14 protein-coding genes are annotated in these 16040 nt (G+C 59.7%); 3 read left to right on the top strand and 11 right to left on the bottom strand.

Annotated features, from left to right (window positions below; genetic code table 11):
* Positions 1-114: 114 nt before the first annotated feature.
* The 4 genes from POS17_RS18870 to POS17_RS18855 form a co-directional block, all read right to left on the bottom strand.
* Positions 115-1464, bottom strand: a complete 1350-nt coding sequence (locus POS17_RS18870; RefSeq protein WP_060839983.1) for a citrate-proton symporter — start codon at positions 1462-1464, stop codon at positions 115-117.
* Between the two features lie 87 nt (positions 1465-1551).
* Positions 1552-2946 (bottom strand): amidase, encoded by a 1395-nt coding sequence (locus tag POS17_RS18865; RefSeq protein ID WP_060839982.1) that lies wholly within the window; start codon positions 2944-2946, stop codon positions 1552-1554.
* A 221-nt stretch (positions 2947-3167) separates the two neighbouring features.
* The gene (locus POS17_RS18860; RefSeq protein WP_148654984.1) at positions 3168-3716 is read right to left on the bottom strand and encodes a hypothetical protein; all 549 of its coding nucleotides are present in this window, start codon (positions 3714-3716) and stop codon (positions 3168-3170) included.
* Between the two features lie 77 nt (positions 3717-3793).
* Positions 3794-4747, bottom strand: coding sequence for a hypothetical protein (locus POS17_RS18855; RefSeq protein ID WP_129405727.1), 954 nt, complete (start codon positions 4745-4747; stop codon positions 3794-3796).
* Positions 4748-5093: 346 nt separating this feature from the next.
* On the opposite strand from POS17_RS18855, the gene POS17_RS18850 reads away from it, so the two are divergent.
* The gene (locus POS17_RS18850) at positions 5094-5462 is read left to right on the top strand and encodes a hypothetical protein (RefSeq protein ID WP_060839979.1); all 369 of its coding nucleotides are present in this window, start codon (positions 5094-5096) and stop codon (positions 5460-5462) included.
* A 674-nt stretch (positions 5463-6136) separates the two neighbouring features.
* Here POS17_RS18850 and POS17_RS31850 read toward each other — a convergent pair.
* The 4 genes from POS17_RS31850 to POS17_RS18835 all read right to left on the bottom strand — a co-directional run bounded on the left by POS17_RS31850 (position 6137) and on the right by POS17_RS18835 (position 8807).
* The gene (locus POS17_RS31850; protein ID WP_129405726.1) at positions 6137-6763 is read right to left on the bottom strand and encodes a hypothetical protein; all 627 of its coding nucleotides are present in this window, start codon (positions 6761-6763) and stop codon (positions 6137-6139) included.
* The gene (locus POS17_RS31845; RefSeq protein WP_129405725.1) at positions 6763-7524 is read right to left on the bottom strand and encodes a hypothetical protein; all 762 of its coding nucleotides are present in this window, start codon (positions 7522-7524) and stop codon (positions 6763-6765) included. The genes POS17_RS31850 and POS17_RS31845 overlap by 1 nt, the downstream gene beginning before the upstream one ends.
* Positions 7525-7906: 382 nt before the next feature.
* Positions 7907-8179 (bottom strand): hypothetical protein, encoded by a 273-nt coding sequence (locus POS17_RS18840; RefSeq protein WP_060839977.1) that lies wholly within the window; start codon positions 8177-8179, stop codon positions 7907-7909.
* Between the two features lie 355 nt (positions 8180-8534).
* Complete coding sequence (locus POS17_RS18835; RefSeq protein ID WP_231978970.1) at positions 8535-8807, bottom strand: hypothetical protein; 273 nt, start codon at positions 8805-8807, stop codon at positions 8535-8537.
* 199 nt (positions 8808-9006) lie between these two features.
* Between POS17_RS18835 and POS17_RS18830 the strand changes: the two genes are divergently transcribed.
* Complete coding sequence (locus tag POS17_RS18830; RefSeq protein ID WP_060839975.1) at positions 9007-11640, top strand: MGH1-like glycoside hydrolase domain-containing protein; 2634 nt, start codon at positions 9007-9009, stop codon at positions 11638-11640.
* Between the two features lie 50 nt (positions 11641-11690).
* On the opposite strand, the gene POS17_RS18825 is transcribed toward POS17_RS18830, so the two are convergent.
* The 3 genes from POS17_RS18825 to POS17_RS18815 form a co-directional block, all read right to left on the bottom strand.
* Complete coding sequence (locus POS17_RS18825) at positions 11691-13409, bottom strand: hydrogenase maturation protein (RefSeq protein ID WP_060839974.1); 1719 nt, start codon at positions 13407-13409, stop codon at positions 11691-11693.
* 260 nt (positions 13410-13669) lie between these two features.
* Entirely contained in the window at positions 13670-13984 is a 315-nt protein-coding gene (locus POS17_RS18820; protein ID WP_011061945.1) for an SCP2 sterol-binding domain-containing protein, read from the bottom strand.
* A 50-nt stretch (positions 13985-14034) separates the two neighbouring features.
* Entirely contained in the window at positions 14035-14745 is a 711-nt protein-coding gene (locus POS17_RS18815; RefSeq protein ID WP_060839973.1) for a histidine phosphatase family protein, read from the bottom strand.
* A gap of 203 nt (positions 14746-14948) precedes the next feature.
* Between POS17_RS18815 and sohB the strand changes: the two genes are divergently transcribed.
* Positions 14949-15983: a protease SohB gene (sohB, locus tag POS17_RS18810; RefSeq protein WP_060839972.1), complete on the top strand. Its 1035-nt coding sequence runs from the start codon at positions 14949-14951 to the stop codon at positions 15981-15983.
* The last annotated feature ends 57 nt before the right edge of the window (positions 15984-16040 follow it).

Here is a 16040-nt window from a genome sequence, read left to right as displayed (position 1 = left end):
TGCTTCCCCACAAATCAAAGGCGTCGGTCCTCCGCCCAACCGCGGTCATGCGCGGCCGGCAGGGTAGAGAAAAACGCGGTGCCGTAAAAGGGTGTCGGGCCGTGAGGCGAATGCTCAGCGGGCGCGGGCTTCTGCGAGCCGTTGGCCGGGGTGGCTGCGCCCGGGTGTCTGCGGGCGGGTTTCCTTGGCGAACCAGGCCGCGGTCAGGCACACCAGGTTGGCCACCAACAGGTAGCCCACCGGCGACATCGGGTTGCCGGTGGTGCCGATCAGCCAGGTGATGATGATCTGCGCGGTGCCGCCAAAAGCCGCCACGCCAAAGGCGTAGACGATGGAGAAACCGGTGGAGCGCACCGCCTTGGGAAAGCTCTCCACCAGCAGCACGATCAGCGCCGCGCCGCTCATGCCGTGCAGGCCGGAGAGCACCGCCAGGGTCAAGAGGAAGGTGGCCGGGCTGGGGTGTTCGGTCATCAGTTGCAATGCCGGGAACAGCACCAGCAACAGCACCACTCTTGGTGCCATGAGGATGGTGCGGCGGCCGAAACGGTCGCAGAGCATGCCGCCGGCAATCGCGCACACCGCCATCGCCGCGCCGGCCACCAGGGTCGAGAGCATGGAGATGCTGGTGGGCAGCTTGAGCTCGGTGAGGGCGAAGGTGGTCATGTAGTTGATGAAGTACTGGGTGATGGTGCTGCCGGAGAGAATCAGCAACCCCAGCACCAGGGCCCGGCGATGTTCGCCGAACACTTGGCGCACCAGGCTGCCGGTGCTGGCCTGCTCACCCTGGCCGTGGAAGGTTTCCGCCAGGTTGCGGCGGATGTAGATGCCGATTGGCAGCACCAGGAGGCCGAACACGAACGGCACGCGCCAGCCCCAGGTGTTGAGGTCCTCGGGGGACAGCACCTGGGTCAGGGTGTAGCCCACGGTGCCGGCGGCCATGGCGGCCACGCCCTGGGCCACCACCTGCCAGCAGGCGTAGGTGCCACGCTTGTGCGCTGGCGCGGCTTCGAGGATGTAGGTGGTGGCGGGGCCGGCCTCGCCGCCCCAGGCCAGGCCCTGGATCAGCCGGGTGAGCACCAGCAGGATCGGCGCGGCGATGCCGATGCTCTCGTAGCTGGGCAGGATGGCGATGCTGCCGGTGCCCACGGCCATCATCACCAGGGTCAGGAGCATCGCCGGCTTGCGTCCGACCCGGTCGGCGTAGGCACCGATCAGCACCGCCCCCAGGGGCCGCACGATAAAGCCGACGCCGAAGGCGGTGACCGACAGCATCAGGCTGACGAAGGCACTGTCGGAGGGAAAGAAGGTGTGGCCGATCATCACCGCGAAGGTGGCGTAGACCCCGAAATCGAAGAACTCCACGGCATTGCCGAGGATCACCGCGAACACGCTGCGCTTGCCCCCCGCCGCGGTGGGCGTTTCGGGCTCGGGTGTGGTGGATGGATTGGACGCTTGGCTGTGCATACTGGCCCCTCGAATTTTTATTCATAGGTTGCCCAGGCCCCGGGCGGCGAGGCCCGGGGCAGGGGTGAAGGTGGCAGTTTCGGTGTGTCAGTGAGACGGCGAATTCGGCCAGCTGTGGATTGCTCCGCGCCAGCTCTCATAGGTCTTGGCCACTTGCAGCAGCCATTGATCGGCAAAGCGCGGGGCGATCATCTGCAGGCCGATGGGCAGGCCATCGGCGGCAAAACCGCAGTTGATCGACAGCGCCGGTTGTTCGCCCATGTTCCAGGGCAGGGTGAAGACGATGTGCTCGAACGGCTGTTGCGGGTCGTTGCTTGGCGACGGCCACTGCGCGGGAAAGCTGTTGATCTGGTTGGTCGGCGACAGCACCAGGTCGAACTCGCTGAACACCTGGGCGGCGCGTCGGCGCATCTCGAAGGTCTGGTTGAAGCCCTGCACCGCCTCGACCCCGGACAGCTCGGCCCCCGGCGCCGCCCAGTCGCGGATATAGGGCAGCACCTTGGCAAACTGCTCGGCGCCCAGGGCCGAGAGTTCCGCCCATTGCCGGGCGCGCCAGAAGCGGTCCAGGCCGTCCAGTTGCGTGCGGTCCATGATCGGCGCCAGGGTGCGGACCTGGGCGCCGTGGCTTTCGAACCATTTCGCGGCGCGCTCCACCGCCTCACAGACAAAACCTTCCGGCTGCAGCCCGGCGCCGGGCTCCAGCATCAGGCCGATCTTCAAGCCGTTGACCGACACCGGTTCATCGCTCCAGTCGCCGGTCAAGGGCGGCAGGCTGGTGGCGTCGCGGGCGTCGGGCTTGGCCAGGTAGCGCATCAGCAGCACCGTATCCTCGACACTGCGGGTCATGGGCCCGGCGCAACGCCCGGTGTAATACGGATCGATGGGAATCCGCCCCAGGGTTGGCTTGAACCCCACCAATCCGCACCAGGCGGCCGGCAGACGCACCGAGCCGCCGATGTCGGTGCCGATGTGCAGCGGCCCGTAACCGGCAGCCGCTGCGGCCGCGGCCCCGGAACTGGAGCCACCGGTATTGCAGGCAGTGTTCCAGGGATTGCGGGTAATGCCGTGGAAGCTCGACAGCCCCGAAGACAACATGCCGAAATCCGGCACCGTGGTCTTGGCCAGGATGATCGCCCCGGCCTCGCGCATCCGCGCGGCCGGTGGCGCATCCTGCAGGGCCGGCTTCAGGGCGGTGGCCGCGCTGCCCAGGGGAATCGGCGTGCCCTGGGTGGCGATCAGTTCCTTGATCGTCACCGGAATCCCGTCCAGCGGGCCATTGGGGGTGCCCTTGTTCCAGCGCTCGGTGGAGGCCCGGGCCAGCAGGCGTACCTGCTCCGGATCGAAGGCGTAGAGCGCACGGATATGCGGCTCCCAGCGCCCGATGTGGGCCAGCAGATGGTCGTAGTAGTCCAGGGGCGAGAGCTGGCGGCTGGCGAACTGCGCCAGCAACTGGGCGGTGGATAGATCGTGCAAATCAGTCATCGAACGCATCCTTGTGTCGGGCGTCAGTCGGGTTGCTGATGACCCGACTGTAGCGCTTGCACCTTAGCCCAACCATCACAAAGGACGCAGCGTGGTGTTGCGTTTTTGTGAGCACTGCGGTGGTGTCTCCCTGCATCATCCATTGCGCCCCCACGCATCCCACCTAATGCCGGAAACTTGTGTAGGAGCGGGCTTGCCCGCGAAGGCAGCCTCGGATTCTTCTAGTGATACAAGAACAGCAGGGGGCTACCGAGGCAGCTTTTGACCTCTTCGACCGGCACGCACTGAGGGCCAACGCCTTCGGAGTACTTGCTGGTCAGTCGGGCAAAGCAGGCTGCATTGGTCAGGGCTTGTTGGTAGATTTTCGAGTTTTTAGTGGCAGATAAATCCAACTCGGCGGTCAGACTAAAGCCTGTTTCAAAGAGGTTTCCGACACTTTTCTCGACATCCAGCGCGAACAGGTATTTGTCCCAACAGGCCTTGTATTGCGGGGTGGAATAAGGTGAGTCGGTATGGAGGGATAACTTGCTGCGCATATTGAGATCGCCCACGATGAAGTAATACTCTGGCCGAGGAATCCAGGCTATTGCGTCTCCGTAGCCGCGGTAGTCTGCTTTTGCATAGTCGCCGTTGAGAAAGGCGGCTTTGCCCCGTGCCTCGGCTTCTTTTGCGTATTTGATGTTTTTCTGGTTGTTGATTCCTTTTTTATAATTCTTCACAACTCGCTTGAGCGCCTCCCAGTTTGTTATGTACCTGTCGTCAGCATCCATTGCGAATGCTGTTGCATCGTGGAGGGGAACCAGGGACATGCTAAAAAAACAAAGGATGTTAAGAGTGAGAGTTCTCATCATTGTGTTCTCGCTGGTTTGCCTTTGACAATAAGAGTTCCCACGCTGTTGCCATCGGGACTGCGATGACTGACAAGCGCTTCATGAATCGCAGACCATCGATTCAAACTGACAACGGTGACACATCCTTCCGAGACATTGCCGACGTGAACGTACCGGCTCCTATCTCCATGATCAATTGGAAACCACACTTGGTGGTGGGACAGGTTGGGGTACTCTGCCTTGTATGGCTCGGTATAGTCTTTTGCGTGTGGTACATCGGGTAAGAGGATGCTGTAAGTACCCGGCGGTATGGGAGAGTATCTAAGGTCCCAGACTGTATTCATGGCAGCTTCGAAGTGAATGCCATCGAGCGTCCCATTGGCCAGCTGTTGCGGTAATGCTCTATCTCTGGTGATTGACATCCACTTGTCGTTGAAGCGCCCGTAGACCATGACAAGTTCGATAGGCTTCTTTTTAGGCGCAATTTTGCCAAGGTATTCCTTGGCATTGGCTTCAGATAGAAATGCGGTTTTACCTTTGTGCGCGCCCTCCAGAATCCTGAAGTATGTTTTCTGATTTTTTGTGAACGTTAATGTGACCTTGCAATACTTGAAAAGAAATGGCCAGTTCTCGCGAGGGACGTTGTCCATGCCAACAAGCAGCCAGCCACTTTCGTTGGGGACTTTGTTGATGTAGCGCGTGATATCCGCAAATACTTGCTGGATATGTCCTGGAGTAGTCGCTGTTGTGCCGCTGCCTGACCATAAAGGGTTAGTCATTGCCCAGTCTCCCTGAGTGTTTTTTTGATGAGCTGGTCGGTGATTGTATTGATCGTGAACTGTTGAGGCTCCATGCTGCTGGCAATTGAAAGTCATGGTGCGCGCGGGTTGAGTTAATAGCAGGCCGGCACCTGTTATTGGCTCAAAAAAATCATCGAATTGCTTTGTCTCGAACAGTGAACGTGCGATCAAGTAGAGCTTTCAGAAGGCAGGATGTATGTGGGAGTTTTCTTATTGTCAGTGGTGATTGGTCTGTTAGAAGGCTATTTTTTCGGCCGCTCCATGTCTCCCGGTAGTTTGTGCTCCGAACGAAAAGAACGGCTTCAGACAAAACCTGTGTGCTGTTGCCAAGGGCGAGGCAATCAACCTCCTCGCTCAGCGCTTGCTTATGTAAGTACTGACTTGCCAGCGAAGACGGCTTTTCTGTACAAGGTTCGCGGACCTTTTTCGCCAGCAAGCCGGCGCGGCGGTTCATCTCAAGTTGTGCGCTTCATCGTGACAGATATTCAAGCGGATTCAGGGATGGGGCAGAACAGCAATGACTAGCATCAGTGATACCTTCGACCAGCTCTGTGTACTGGTCGCTTTGTCCTATGACGAGACGGGTGACGGGGGCTTCGAGTCGCGTTTGCTGGATATCCTGAAACTGGTGAAGTCTCATCCACAGGCCCGGGATCTGTTTGTCGAGAAATTCAAGATCATGCTTTCTTCCCGCGTCACGCCCTTGGAAGTTGTGGAGTTCTGCATGCGGGAGCTGCAATGGGAGGAGGTCAAGTGCTTCGCCTTGGCGCTTTACCAGCCGTCCATCAATCCTCGCAGTCATGCCTTGGCGGGGCTTATCAGTGTTTACGAGGAGGTTTGGCCGGACGAAGACCTGTATCGGTACTACTGCGACCGATCGCTGTAGGAGCGGGCTTGCCCTCGAAGAGGGCCTCAGGGTTTGCACAAGGCTCACGGGCCTCTTCGCCGGCAAACCGGCTCCTACCGGTTCAGTGGGGCTGTGCTTGGAGTGAAGGAAAAATTTGCCCTAGTAACATTGGAATTGAGTTAGTGCGAAAACTACGAGTCAAAACCCAACTATTGCCGCCGCTGTCCAAATGAAAAATCTATTTTTTGTATTGTCTGTTCTGCTGGTCGCTTATCTATACATTGGTTTCTACGAAAAGATGGAGGACGCCTATCCGGAAAAAGTTTTTTTCATCAAGAGGTATCCAACTTTTCAAATGGCGTTTGAAAATATCTTTGCCTATGAGGCAGACGATAAGTCGCTCTCCGAATTAAGCGACCTGGAGAGGCGGAAAGTTATTGCCTACTGTAAATATCGGTTGGGTTTGGCGACAACGTTAACCACTCAAGATGAGTTGGATAAATGTAAGGCCAGATAAGGTATGCCCTGATACCGGCTAGTGTTTTGCAAACCTCTCATCCGACCCAGGTCAGCGCCCGCAAACGGAGCCTCGACAGTTCTAGTGCACGCAAGGCTTTCATGGGCGCTGGCTTGCCCGCGAAGGCGGCCTCAGAATTACCCATGACCAGCCGATCCCTGCGCACGATGACTGTTGGATACCGGCCTCAGATTTTCTAGTGATACAAGAACAGCAGGGGGCTACCGAGGCAGCTTTTGACTTCTTCGACCGGCACGCACTGAGGGCCGACGCCTTCGGAGTACTTGCTGGTCAGTCGGGCAAAGCAGGCTGCATTGGTCAGGGCTTGTTGGTAGATTTTCGAGTTTTTAGTGGCAGATAAATCCAACTCTGCAGTTAAGCTAAAGCCTCTTTCAAAGTGGTCTATTACGCTCCTGCGTGCATCCAGGGCGAACAGGTATTTGTCCCAGCAGGCTTTGTATTCTGGGGTGGAATAAGGTGATTCAGTATGAAGGTGCAACTTGCTGCGTAGTTGTATGTCGCCAATTATAAAGTAGTACTCTGGCCTGGGAATCCAGGCCAGTGCGTCGCCATAACCATGGAATTCAGCTTTTACATAATCATTGTTTAGAAATGCCTCTTTTCCCCTTGCTTCAGCTTTGCTTGAGTTTTCAATATCTTTTTTGTTTTTTATTCCGGATTTATATCTTTTTATGATCTGGTTGAAAAATTCCCAGTCGGTTATGTAGCGTTCGTCAGTATCTGATGCGCACGCATTTATATGAGGTAGGGTGGTGAGCGATGCAGTGAGGATGGACCATGCGTATAAATTTTTTTTGCGCATTAATTTGCTCTCTCTGGCTTGCCTTTTACAATAAGGTTGCCCACGCTTTTCCCATCGGAGGAGCGATGGCTAATCAGCATTTCTTGAATTTCAGACCATTTATCCAGGCTTATGACAGTGATGCACCCTTCCGATACATTACCTACGTGAACGTATCTGCTCCTGTCACCATGATCAATGGGGAACCATACTTGATGGTGAGACAGGTTGGGAAACTCTTTTTTATATTGTTGGGTGTAGTTTTTCGAGTGAGGGAAGTCAGGTAGCAATATCTTGTAAGTGCCAGGTGGAATAGGGAAGTATATACCGTTCCATACTGTATTCATCGTTGCTTTGAAGTTGAGATTGTTGATGTTTCCATTTGCTATTTGTTGTGGGAGATGTTCGTTTCTAGTTATTGATTTCCAGTTTTGGTCTAAGCGTTCGTAGTTCATGACAAGCTCGATAGGCTTCTGTTTTGGTGCGATTTTTCCAAGGTATTCCTTTGCGTTTGTTTCTGATAGGAATGCAACTTTTCCTTTGTGAGCTCCTTCAAGGACTTTGAAATATGTCTTATTATCTTTAGTGGTTATTAATGTAACCTTGCAATACTTGAAAAGCTGTGGCCAATTCTCGCGAGGGACATTGTCCATGCCGACAAGCAGCCAGCCACTTTCGTTGTGAATTTTATTGACGTACCGAGTTATATCAACGGTAACTCTCTGGGGGGCGCCGCGAGAGGGGGTCGTTATAGCGGTATGAGACCATAAAGGATTGGCCATTGCACAATCTTCCTGATTGTTATTGAACGATCTATTAATGTTCGTATCAATTGTGAGGTGTTGAGCTTCAATGCTCGTCGCAATTAGGTTTTTTGTCTGTGTGGTCAGACTGCTTGGCAAATTAGCAGGAGAGGTTTTAAGTCGGGGTGCAGTGTTTGTCCTCCAGGAAAATCGAAAAAGCTCGGATGATTAGATCTTTCAAAAAGCGTTATGTCTGTGAGGATTCTCTTATTGTATGTGGCGATTGATCTGGTAGTTCGGTGCTCTTCAGTTTCTCTATATGCCTGGATAGAGAAAGCTCAGGTAAAAACCTCTATTGGGCATATGACGTCCATGCAGTTGCCAATGGCGAGGGCGGCATTGCCCTCGCCGTTGACGGGGTTCAACTTATGGCCTGGGTGCGCAACTGACGGCCCAGCACATCCAGCACATCGCAGCCATCGCGCAGCGGAATGGCGCAGATCAGCGCCAGCTCTTGCAGCACCACGGCATCGCCGGGGATGTCGGGGCGGGTGGCGAAGTTTTCCAGCAGTTGAGTGACGGCGCGGATGCGATAGGCGGCTGCTTCGTACAGCACATCGGCAGGGGCCTGGGTATCGATCAGCAGGGAAGGAATGGTGCAGTCGTGGCCGGTGATCGGCATGTAGCGATTCATGAGTCCAACTCCATTCAGGGGTGAGCGCTGTCACTCAATCGTCGCCAAACAAAAGGGTGGCAGCTGTACGCGGGTTGGCGAGCCGGGAATGGAAGAACCGACAGACCCGAAGGTCTCCCGCGCACAGCCGCCATCAAGCGGTCATGCGATAACAAAAGCCCTGACCAATCTGCCAGCGCTTCGCTTCGTTCCATTCACAGGGTCGCCAAACCCGTTCGTCATCAGGACGAACCGGGACTATAGGCATGCACTCCAGAACGGGACAAGGCACTGGCAGGACAGGACTTTCTCAGTTTGCTGTAGGACTCAGGAGCGCGAGTGTGGATCAAGCGTGCCGCAGGTTCAATGGCGGGGATCAGTCGAAGCCGACGCTTGCGCTGTGGCGGGTTTCGCGTTCGTGCAGCTGGTCGATATTGGTTTCGTAGGTGCACTGGCCGCTGCAGTGGTGCTCGTAGCTGATGGCCGGCTTGAACTGCAACTTGAGCTTCGGCGTGTCGCTCTCTGGTGCCGGGGCCTGGGCGGTGGCCGGCAACGGAGGCTGCGGGTAGCTCAGGTCAAGGCCGGCGGCCTGGGCCGAACAGGCTGCCATCAGTAACAGGCTGGGGAAAAACGCTTTGCAACTGAACATCATCGAATCCGCATGGCCATAAAAGGGTTGCCGATTATAACGAGCCAGGGGCGGAAAATTTAACCGCACAGGCTCTGGAACGGGCTTTGCGCGGGGGTTTCGTCGCCGTGGACGTTTGCACCGTGAAACATTTGTCACGGGGCAGAGGGACCGCTCGCTCCTACACTGCAACTCATCTTCGTGGCCAAGGACACCTCTCATGCCGGCAAAGTCTGCCCCCCGCCTTCTCGACACCCTTGAAGGCCAGCGCCTGCAAGGCAGCGAGGCCGAGCACTGGCGCCAGTGGGGCCCGTACCTGAGTGAGCGGCAGTGGGGCACGGTGCGCGAGGACTACAGCGCCGATGGCGATGCCTGGAGCTACTTCCCCCATGAGCATGCACGCAGCCGCGCCTACCGCTGGGGCGAGGACGGGCTGGCGGGGTTTTCCGACAAGGCCCAGCACTGGTGCCTGGGGCTGGCGTTGTGGAACGAGCACGACAGCATTCTCAAGGAGCGTCTGTTCGGCTTGGACAATGCCGAGGGCAACCACGGCGAGGACGTCAAGGAGCTGTACTTCTACCTCGACGGCGTGCCCAGCCATGCCTACATGCGCATGCTCTACAAGTACCCCCAGGCGGCCTTTCCCTATGCCGACCTGGTGGCGGAAAACGCCCGGCGCGGCCTGAAGGATGCCGAGTACGAGATCCTCGATACCGGGGTGTTCGAGGACAACCGTTACTTTGATGTGACGGTGGAGTACGCCAAGCACAGGGCCGATGACATTTTCATGCTCGTCACCGTGCACAACCGTTTCCACCAGCCGGCGCGGCTGCGGGTGCTGCCTCAGGTCTGGGCGCGCAACACCTGGAGTTGGGGTGGCGACGAGCCTCGACCGAGCCTGCGCCTGGAGGGCGACAGGGTGCTGGCGCGGCACGGGCAACTGCCCGAGCGGCAGGTCACCGCCTGGGGCGCCGAGCCTTGCCAGTGGCTGTTCTGCAACAACGACAGCAACTTCCCCAAGCTGGACGGGCTGGCGACGCCGGGGCCGTTCAAGGACGGCATCAACGACTATCTGGTGGACGGGCAAGCCAGCGCGGTGGCCTTCGATGGCGGCACCCGGGCGGCGGCGCATTTCGTCCTGGAGCTGGCGGGCGGCGAGAGCAAGCGGCTGTTCCTGCGCTTTGCCCCGGCCGGCAGCGAACCGGTCAGCGCCCGCCACCTGTTCGAGCAGCGGCGGCGCGAGGCCGATGAGTTCTACGCGGCGCTGCAGCAGGGCATTGAAAGCGCGGACGCGCGCAATGTGCAGCGTCAGGCCCTGGCCGGGTTGCTGTGGTCCAAGCAACTGTATGACTTCGACGTCAACCGGTGGCTGGACGGCGATCCCGGGCAGCCGGCGCCCCCCAGCGAGCGCAAGCACTTGCGCAATACTCATTGGCGCCATCTGTCCAACTGCGACATCGTTTCCATGCCCGATACCTGGGAATACCCCTGGTATGCCTCCTGGGACCTGGGCTTCCAGGCGGTGGCCTTCGCCCTGATCGACCCCGGCTTTGCCAAGCAGCAACTGCTGTTGCTGGTCAAGGATAGGTTCATGCACCCCAACGGCCAGCTGCCGGCCTACGAGTGGCGCTTCGATGATGCCAACCCGCCGGTGCACGCCTGGGCCTGCTGGCGGGTCTATCAGCAGGAAAAGACCCTGACCGGCGTGGGCGACCTGGACTTTCTCGAACGCATCTTCCACAAGCTGCTGCTGAATTTCTCCTGGTGGGTCAACCGCAAGGACGCCGAGGGCCGCAACCTGTTCCAGGGCGGCTTTCTCGGCCTGGACAATATCGCCCTGTTCGATCGTTCCGCGCCGTTGCCTGATGGCTTCACCCTGGATCAGGCCGACGGTACGGCCTGGGTCGCGGCCTACGCCCTGGACCTGATGCGCATCGCCCTGGAGCTGGCCAAGCGCAATGGCGTGTACGTGGACATTGCGGTGAAGTTCTTCGAGCACTTCCTTTATATCGCCGGGGCCATCAACCGCGTGGATCAAAGCGCCGAGGGGCTGTGGGACGAACAGGACCAGTTTTTCTACGACGTGCTGCACCGTCCCGATGGGCAGAACGAACCCCTGCGCCTGCGCTCCATCGTTGGCTTGATGCCGCTGTTCGCGGTGCAGGTGCTGGAGCAGCACGAGCACCAGAACCTGCCGGGGCTGGCCCAGCGTCTGCTGGGCTTCTTGCATCACCGACCGGACCTGGCGAGCCTGGTGTCGCGTTGGTACGAACCGGGCAAGGGCAACCGCATGCTCCTGGCGCTGTTGCGCGGCGAGCGCACCAAGGACCTGCTCAAGCGCATGCTCGATGAACGCGAGTTCCTCTCGGACTTCGGCATCCGCTCCCTGTCCAAGGCCTTCGAGCAGCCGTTCGCCATGCAGGTGGATGGCAAGCAACTGTGCGCCCGCTATGTGCCGGCGGAGTCCGATTCACGGCTGTACGGCGGCAACTCCAACTGGCGCGGGCCGCTGTGGATGCCGATCAACTACTTGCTGATCGAATCCCTGCGCGAGTTTCATCGCTACTACGACGTCAACTTTTCGGTGGAGTACCCGCGGGGTTCGGGGTACCTGGCGTCCCTGGAGGAAGTGGCCGACGGCTTGAGCCAGCGCCTGACGCGATTGTTTCTGCTGGACGAGGAAGGGCGCAGGCCGTCCATGAGCGGCTATCCGCAGTTGCAGGTAGAGGCCGAGGACCGCGAGCTGGTGCTGTTCCATGAATATTTTCATGGTGAAACTGGGCGTGGGCTGGGGGCGTCCCATCAGACGGGGTGGACGGCACTGGTGGCGTTGCTGTTGCAGCCACGAGGCTGAAGGCGTCGCCCGGCGAGCCGGGCGACGGTTGCGGAAGGGGAGGCTTTGGATCAACCCACCAGGGCGATGTCCTGGGGCTTGGCCCAGGCTTCGATCAGCCGTTCTGGCGTGCAGCAGGTCTTGCGCTTGTAGACGAAGTTGCTGCACTTCTCGGCGAAGCCCTTGCGGTTTTGCACCATGTCCATGTGCATCTCTTCCAGCTCGGCGTTGCGGCAGTGCTGCATCAGTTGCGGGTCGGCGTCCAGCTTGCGCTGGCGCAGGTGCTGGTAGCGCGGGTCGGTGAGTACGCCATTGGCCCGTTGCAGCAGCCACAGGCCGAACTCGTCCGGGCAGCGTGGGCCGATCTCCTGCACCATGCCCATCTGCAGGGCCTGGAGGGCGCTGATGGGCAGGCAGGCTTCGGTCAGTTGCTTGGCCATGGCCTGGCCGACGGCGCGGGGCAGGCTGTAGGTCCAGTACTCGGAGCCGTACAGGCCCATGCTCTTGTAGTGCGGGTTGTACACGGTGTCGGCGCGGGCCAGGACCACGTCCGCGGCCAGGGCCAGCATCAGGCCGCCGGCGCCGGCATTGCCGGTCAGGCCGCTGACCACCAGTTGGCGGGCGCTGAGCAGTTCCAGGCAGACGTCGTCGATGGCCTGGATGTTGGCCCAGGCCTCAAGGCCCGGCTCCGGGGCGGCCTGGATCACGTTCAGGTGCACGCCGTTGCTGAAGGCGCCGCGGCCACCGCGCACCAGCAGCACCTGGGTGTCTCGGGCCTTGGCCCAGCGCAGGGCGCTGACCAGGCGCTGGCATTGCTCAGTGCTCATGGCGCCGTTGTAGAACTCGAAGGTCAGCTCGCCCACTCGGCCGGCCTCGCGGTAGCGGATCGGCTGGTAGGGCTCGGTGCTGAACGGGCTGCTGGAGACCGACCAGTCCAGCACCGGTACCTCGGCCAGGCGCTCGCCGAGCACGTGGCGGGCCGGGCGCTTGAAGGTTTCCTCGCCGGGCTGGGGCTTGAGGCGCAGAGAGCCGATCCACAGGCTGTGGTCGCCGCAGGCCACCAGTACCGCATCGTCATGCACCGCCAGCAGTTGCCCGGGCATGCCGGTGCGCGAGTCCAGGTGGGCGTCGTACACGTAGTACTGGCCGCCGGCGAGGCTGGCCAGGACGCCGGGCTGGCCGTCGGCGGCGTCGATGCTGCGCTTGATGAATTGCGCGCTGTCGTGCCAGCTGAAAGTGCGGTCGCACTGCTTCATGTTCGGTTGCAGGCGGCCAAGCACCGCGGGGTTGTCGTAGTCCAGAGGGACCGGGGTAAAGCCGTTGCGGAATTTTTCCACCACGTCACGGATGCAGTGGATGGCGGCGTCGCTGACCAGGCCGTTGTACAGCTCGGACTTGCGCAGGCCGGCGGGCAGGTTGAATTCGTGGGTCGACCAGATTGGCCCGGCGTCCATTTCTTCCACCGCCTGCAACGCGGTGACGCCCCAGCGCTTGAGTTCCTTGCTGATGGCCCAGTCCAGGGCGCTGGCGCCGCGGTCGCCGACAATCCCCGGATGAATGATCACCACCGGGCGCTTGGTGTTGCTCCACAGCCGTTGCGGCACCCGGTCCTTGAGGAACGGGCAGATCACCAGGTCGGCCTCGGCTTCTTCGATCTGCCGGCAGACGTCTTCTTCTCCGGTGAACAGCACCACGCTGGGGCGGTGCCCGGCCTGGCGCAGGTCGAGCCAGGCGCGTTGGGTCAGGCCGTTGAAGGCGGTGGACAGCAGGATGATCTTCAGTGATCGCATAAGCAGACTCTTCCGTGAGTGATAGCACAGTGGCAAAGGGTTCCGGCTGTGCCGTCCCTGGCCGCGATGGAGGCGCAAGAGTAGAGGGGTGCTGCGCTGGGATAACTGACCGAGATCAATCAAGCGTGCCGCCTGAAATGGCGTTCCGCCCAGTGGTATTGACCTGGGGCAAAAGCTTGCGCCAGAGCCTTTGCCGGGAGCAGAAACGACAAATCCCGCCACAGGGGCGGGATTTGCATGCAGCCGGACCTTGTAGGGTCTTAGGCTGGGAACAGCTCGCTCAGTTTCATGGCCAGCATCATGTCGCCTTCGGCGCGCAGTTTGCCGCCCATGAAGGCTTGCATGCCGTCGGTTTCGCCGCTGACGATGCCGTCCAGGGTTTCGCCGTCCATTACCAGAGTGACTTGGGCGTCCGGGTTTTCGCCTTCCTTGAGTTCACAGGTGCTGTCCTTGACGACCAGCGAGAAGTGCTTGGAATCATCGATGCGGAAACCGAAAACCAGGTCCAGGCCGGCAGCGGCAGCTGGGTTGAACTTGGCTTGCATGGCTTGTACGGCGTCAGCTACGGAGGTCATGGTTCGATCCTTTTATGGGTGGTTACAGCAAGGGTCACAGTAAGCCGGGCTCAACGGAAAGTGATGAGCTCCGGAGCCTTCAACAGTTGCAGATGGGCATGACCGTTGAAGGAAGCCAAAGACACCTCGCGCCCGCGGAACTTCAGCTGGTTGAGCGAGGTGTTGACGATTTGCCAATTCAGTTCGAACGCCTGCTGGGCAGGTATCCGGGTGATCAGGTGGAGCAGGGCGGTGATGGTGCCACCGGAGGTGAACACGGCAATCTTGTGCTGGTTGTCCGCGGCTTCGAGAATCCGCTGCAGGCCGCCCTGGACCCGTTCGACGAAGCCCAGCCAGCTTTCCAGCCCGGGAGGATCGTAGGTGCCGGCCAGCCAGCGCTGGATGATCAGGGCGAAGATGCGTTGGAACTCGGCGCGGTTCTGCGCGGCGTTGCGCAGGATGTTCAGCGCTTCGGGTTCCTGGGGCAGCAGGTCGGGCAGCAGCGCGCGGATAATGGCGTCGGCGTCGAATTCGTTGAAGGCGGCATCGATTTCCAGAGGCGGCTGGTCAACACCGGCGGCGCTCATCTGTTCCATGGCGGTGTGTGCGGTGTGCTGCTGGCGCCGCAGGTCGCCGGACAGGCAGCGATCGAAGCTGACGCCCAGCGCAGCCAGATGCTCGCCGAGCACCGCAGCCTGGCGCACGCCGGTGGCGGACAACACGTCGTAGTCGTCTGCACCGAAAGAGGCTTGGCCATGTCGAATCAAATAGATGCTGCCCACGTCCGTGTCGTCCCGGTACGTTGAAAGTTTTGCGAGGTTATGAGGATGCCGGTGAGCTGTCAATGAAAAAACATACGCTTGTTTGAAATGCTTGTTGGAGCCTCGTAACACGAGGTTTCGCGACTGGTGGCCGGCAGGTCGCGCCGGTATGCTTGAGCCCATTGCGCTGCTGGTTGGCAGCGGTTCATGTTTGAGGAGTCCCTGTGGAGTTTTTCACCGAATACGCCAGTTTCCTGGCCAAGACCGTGACCCTGGTGGTTGCCATTCTGGTGGTGCTGGTCACTGCCGCTGCCCTGCGCGGCAAGGGGCGCCGCAAGGGCGCCGGGCAGTTGCAGGTCAGCAAGCTGAATGATTTCTACAAGGACCTGCGCGAGCGCCTGGAGCAGAGCCTGCTGGACAAGGATCAGCTCAAGGCCCTGCGCAAGGCCCAGAGCAAGACCGAAAAGAGCCAGAAAAAGCAGAAGAAACAACCGGCCGAAGCCAAGTCCCGGGTGTTCGTGCTGGACTTCAATGGCGATATCAAGGCCTCCGCCACTGAAGGCCTGCGCCACGAGATCACCGCCTTGCTGAGCCTGGCCACGCCCAAGGATGAAGTGGTGCTGCGCCTGGAAAGTGGCGGCGGCATGGTGCACAGCTATGGCCTGGCGTCCTCTCAACTGGCGCGTATTCGCCAGGCCGGGGTGCCTTTGACCGTATGCATCGACAAGGTGGCGGCCAGTGGCGGCTACATGATGGCGTGCATCGGCGAGAAGATCATCAGCGCACCGTTCGCCATCCTCGGCTCCATTGGCGTGGTGGCCCAGTTGCCCAACGTCAATCGCCTGCTGAAGAAGCACGACATCGATTTTGAAGTGCTCACCGCCGGCGAGTACAAGCGCACCCTGACGGTGTTTGGCGAGAACACCGAGAAGGGTCGGGAGAAGTTCCAGGAAGACCTGGACGTGACCCATCAACTGTTCAAGAACTTCGTGTCCCGCTATCGCCCGCAACTGGCCATTGATGAAGTGGCCACCGGTGAAGTCTGGCTGGGGGTGGCCGCGCAGGAAAAACTGCTGGTGGACGAGTTGCAGACCAGCGATGAGTACCTGGCGGAAAAAGCCAAGAATGCCGAGGTGTTCCACCTGCACTATGCCGAGCGCAAGAGCTTGCAGGAGCGTGTGGGGCTGGCGGCCAGCGGTTCCATCGACCGCGTGCTGCTGACCTGGTGGAGTCGCCTGACCCAGCAGCGGTTCTGGTAAGCCCCGGCTTCAGGAGCCGGTGTCCCAGGCGCCGGCTCCAGCGGTCGATGGGAGAGG

It is taken from the genome of Pseudomonas sp. Os17, assembly GCF_001547895.1.
Lineage (GTDB): Bacteria > Pseudomonadota > Gammaproteobacteria > Pseudomonadales > Pseudomonadaceae > Aquipseudomonas.
The sequence above is the reverse complement of the archived record's forward strand: the minus strand, read 5'-3'. Positions and strand labels throughout refer to the sequence as shown.

Bases quoted from the DNA above. Each gene is read 5' to 3' on its own strand.
- POS17_RS18865 (WP_060839982.1), bottom strand. From the start codon at position 2,946: ATGACTGATTTGCACGATCTATCCACCGCCCAGTTGCTGGCGCAGTTC.
- POS17_RS18840 (WP_060839977.1), bottom strand. From the start codon at position 8,179: ATGAATCGCTACATGCCGATCACCGGCCACGACTGCACCATTCCTTCC.
- POS17_RS18850 (WP_060839979.1), top strand. From the start codon at position 5,094: ATGACTAGCATCAGTGATACCTTCGACCAGCTCTGTGTACTGGTCGCT.
- POS17_RS18830 (WP_060839975.1), top strand. From the start codon at position 9,007: ATGCCGGCAAAGTCTGCCCCCCGCCTTCTCGACACCCTTGAAGGCCAG.
- POS17_RS31845 (WP_129405725.1), bottom strand. From the start codon at position 7,524: ATGGCCAATCCTTTATGGTCTCATACCGCTATAACGACCCCCTCTCGC.
- POS17_RS18860 (WP_148654984.1), bottom strand. From the start codon at position 3,716: ATGGATGCTGACGACAGGTACATAACAAACTGGGAGGCGCTCAAGCGA.
- POS17_RS18825 (WP_060839974.1), bottom strand. From the start codon at position 13,409: ATGCGATCACTGAAGATCATCCTGCTGTCCACCGCCTTCAACGGCCTG.
- POS17_RS18835 (WP_231978970.1), bottom strand. From the start codon at position 8,807: ATGTTCAGTTGCAAAGCGTTTTTCCCCAGCCTGTTACTGATGGCAGCC.
- POS17_RS31850 (WP_129405726.1), bottom strand. From the start codon at position 6,763: ATGCGCAAAAAAAATTTATACGCATGGTCCATCCTCACTGCATCGCTC.
- POS17_RS18820 (WP_011061945.1), bottom strand. From the start codon at position 13,984: ATGACCTCCGTAGCTGACGCCGTACAAGCCATGCAAGCCAAGTTCAAC.
- POS17_RS18870 (WP_060839983.1), bottom strand. From the start codon at position 1,464: ATGCACAGCCAAGCGTCCAATCCATCCACCACACCCGAGCCCGAAACG.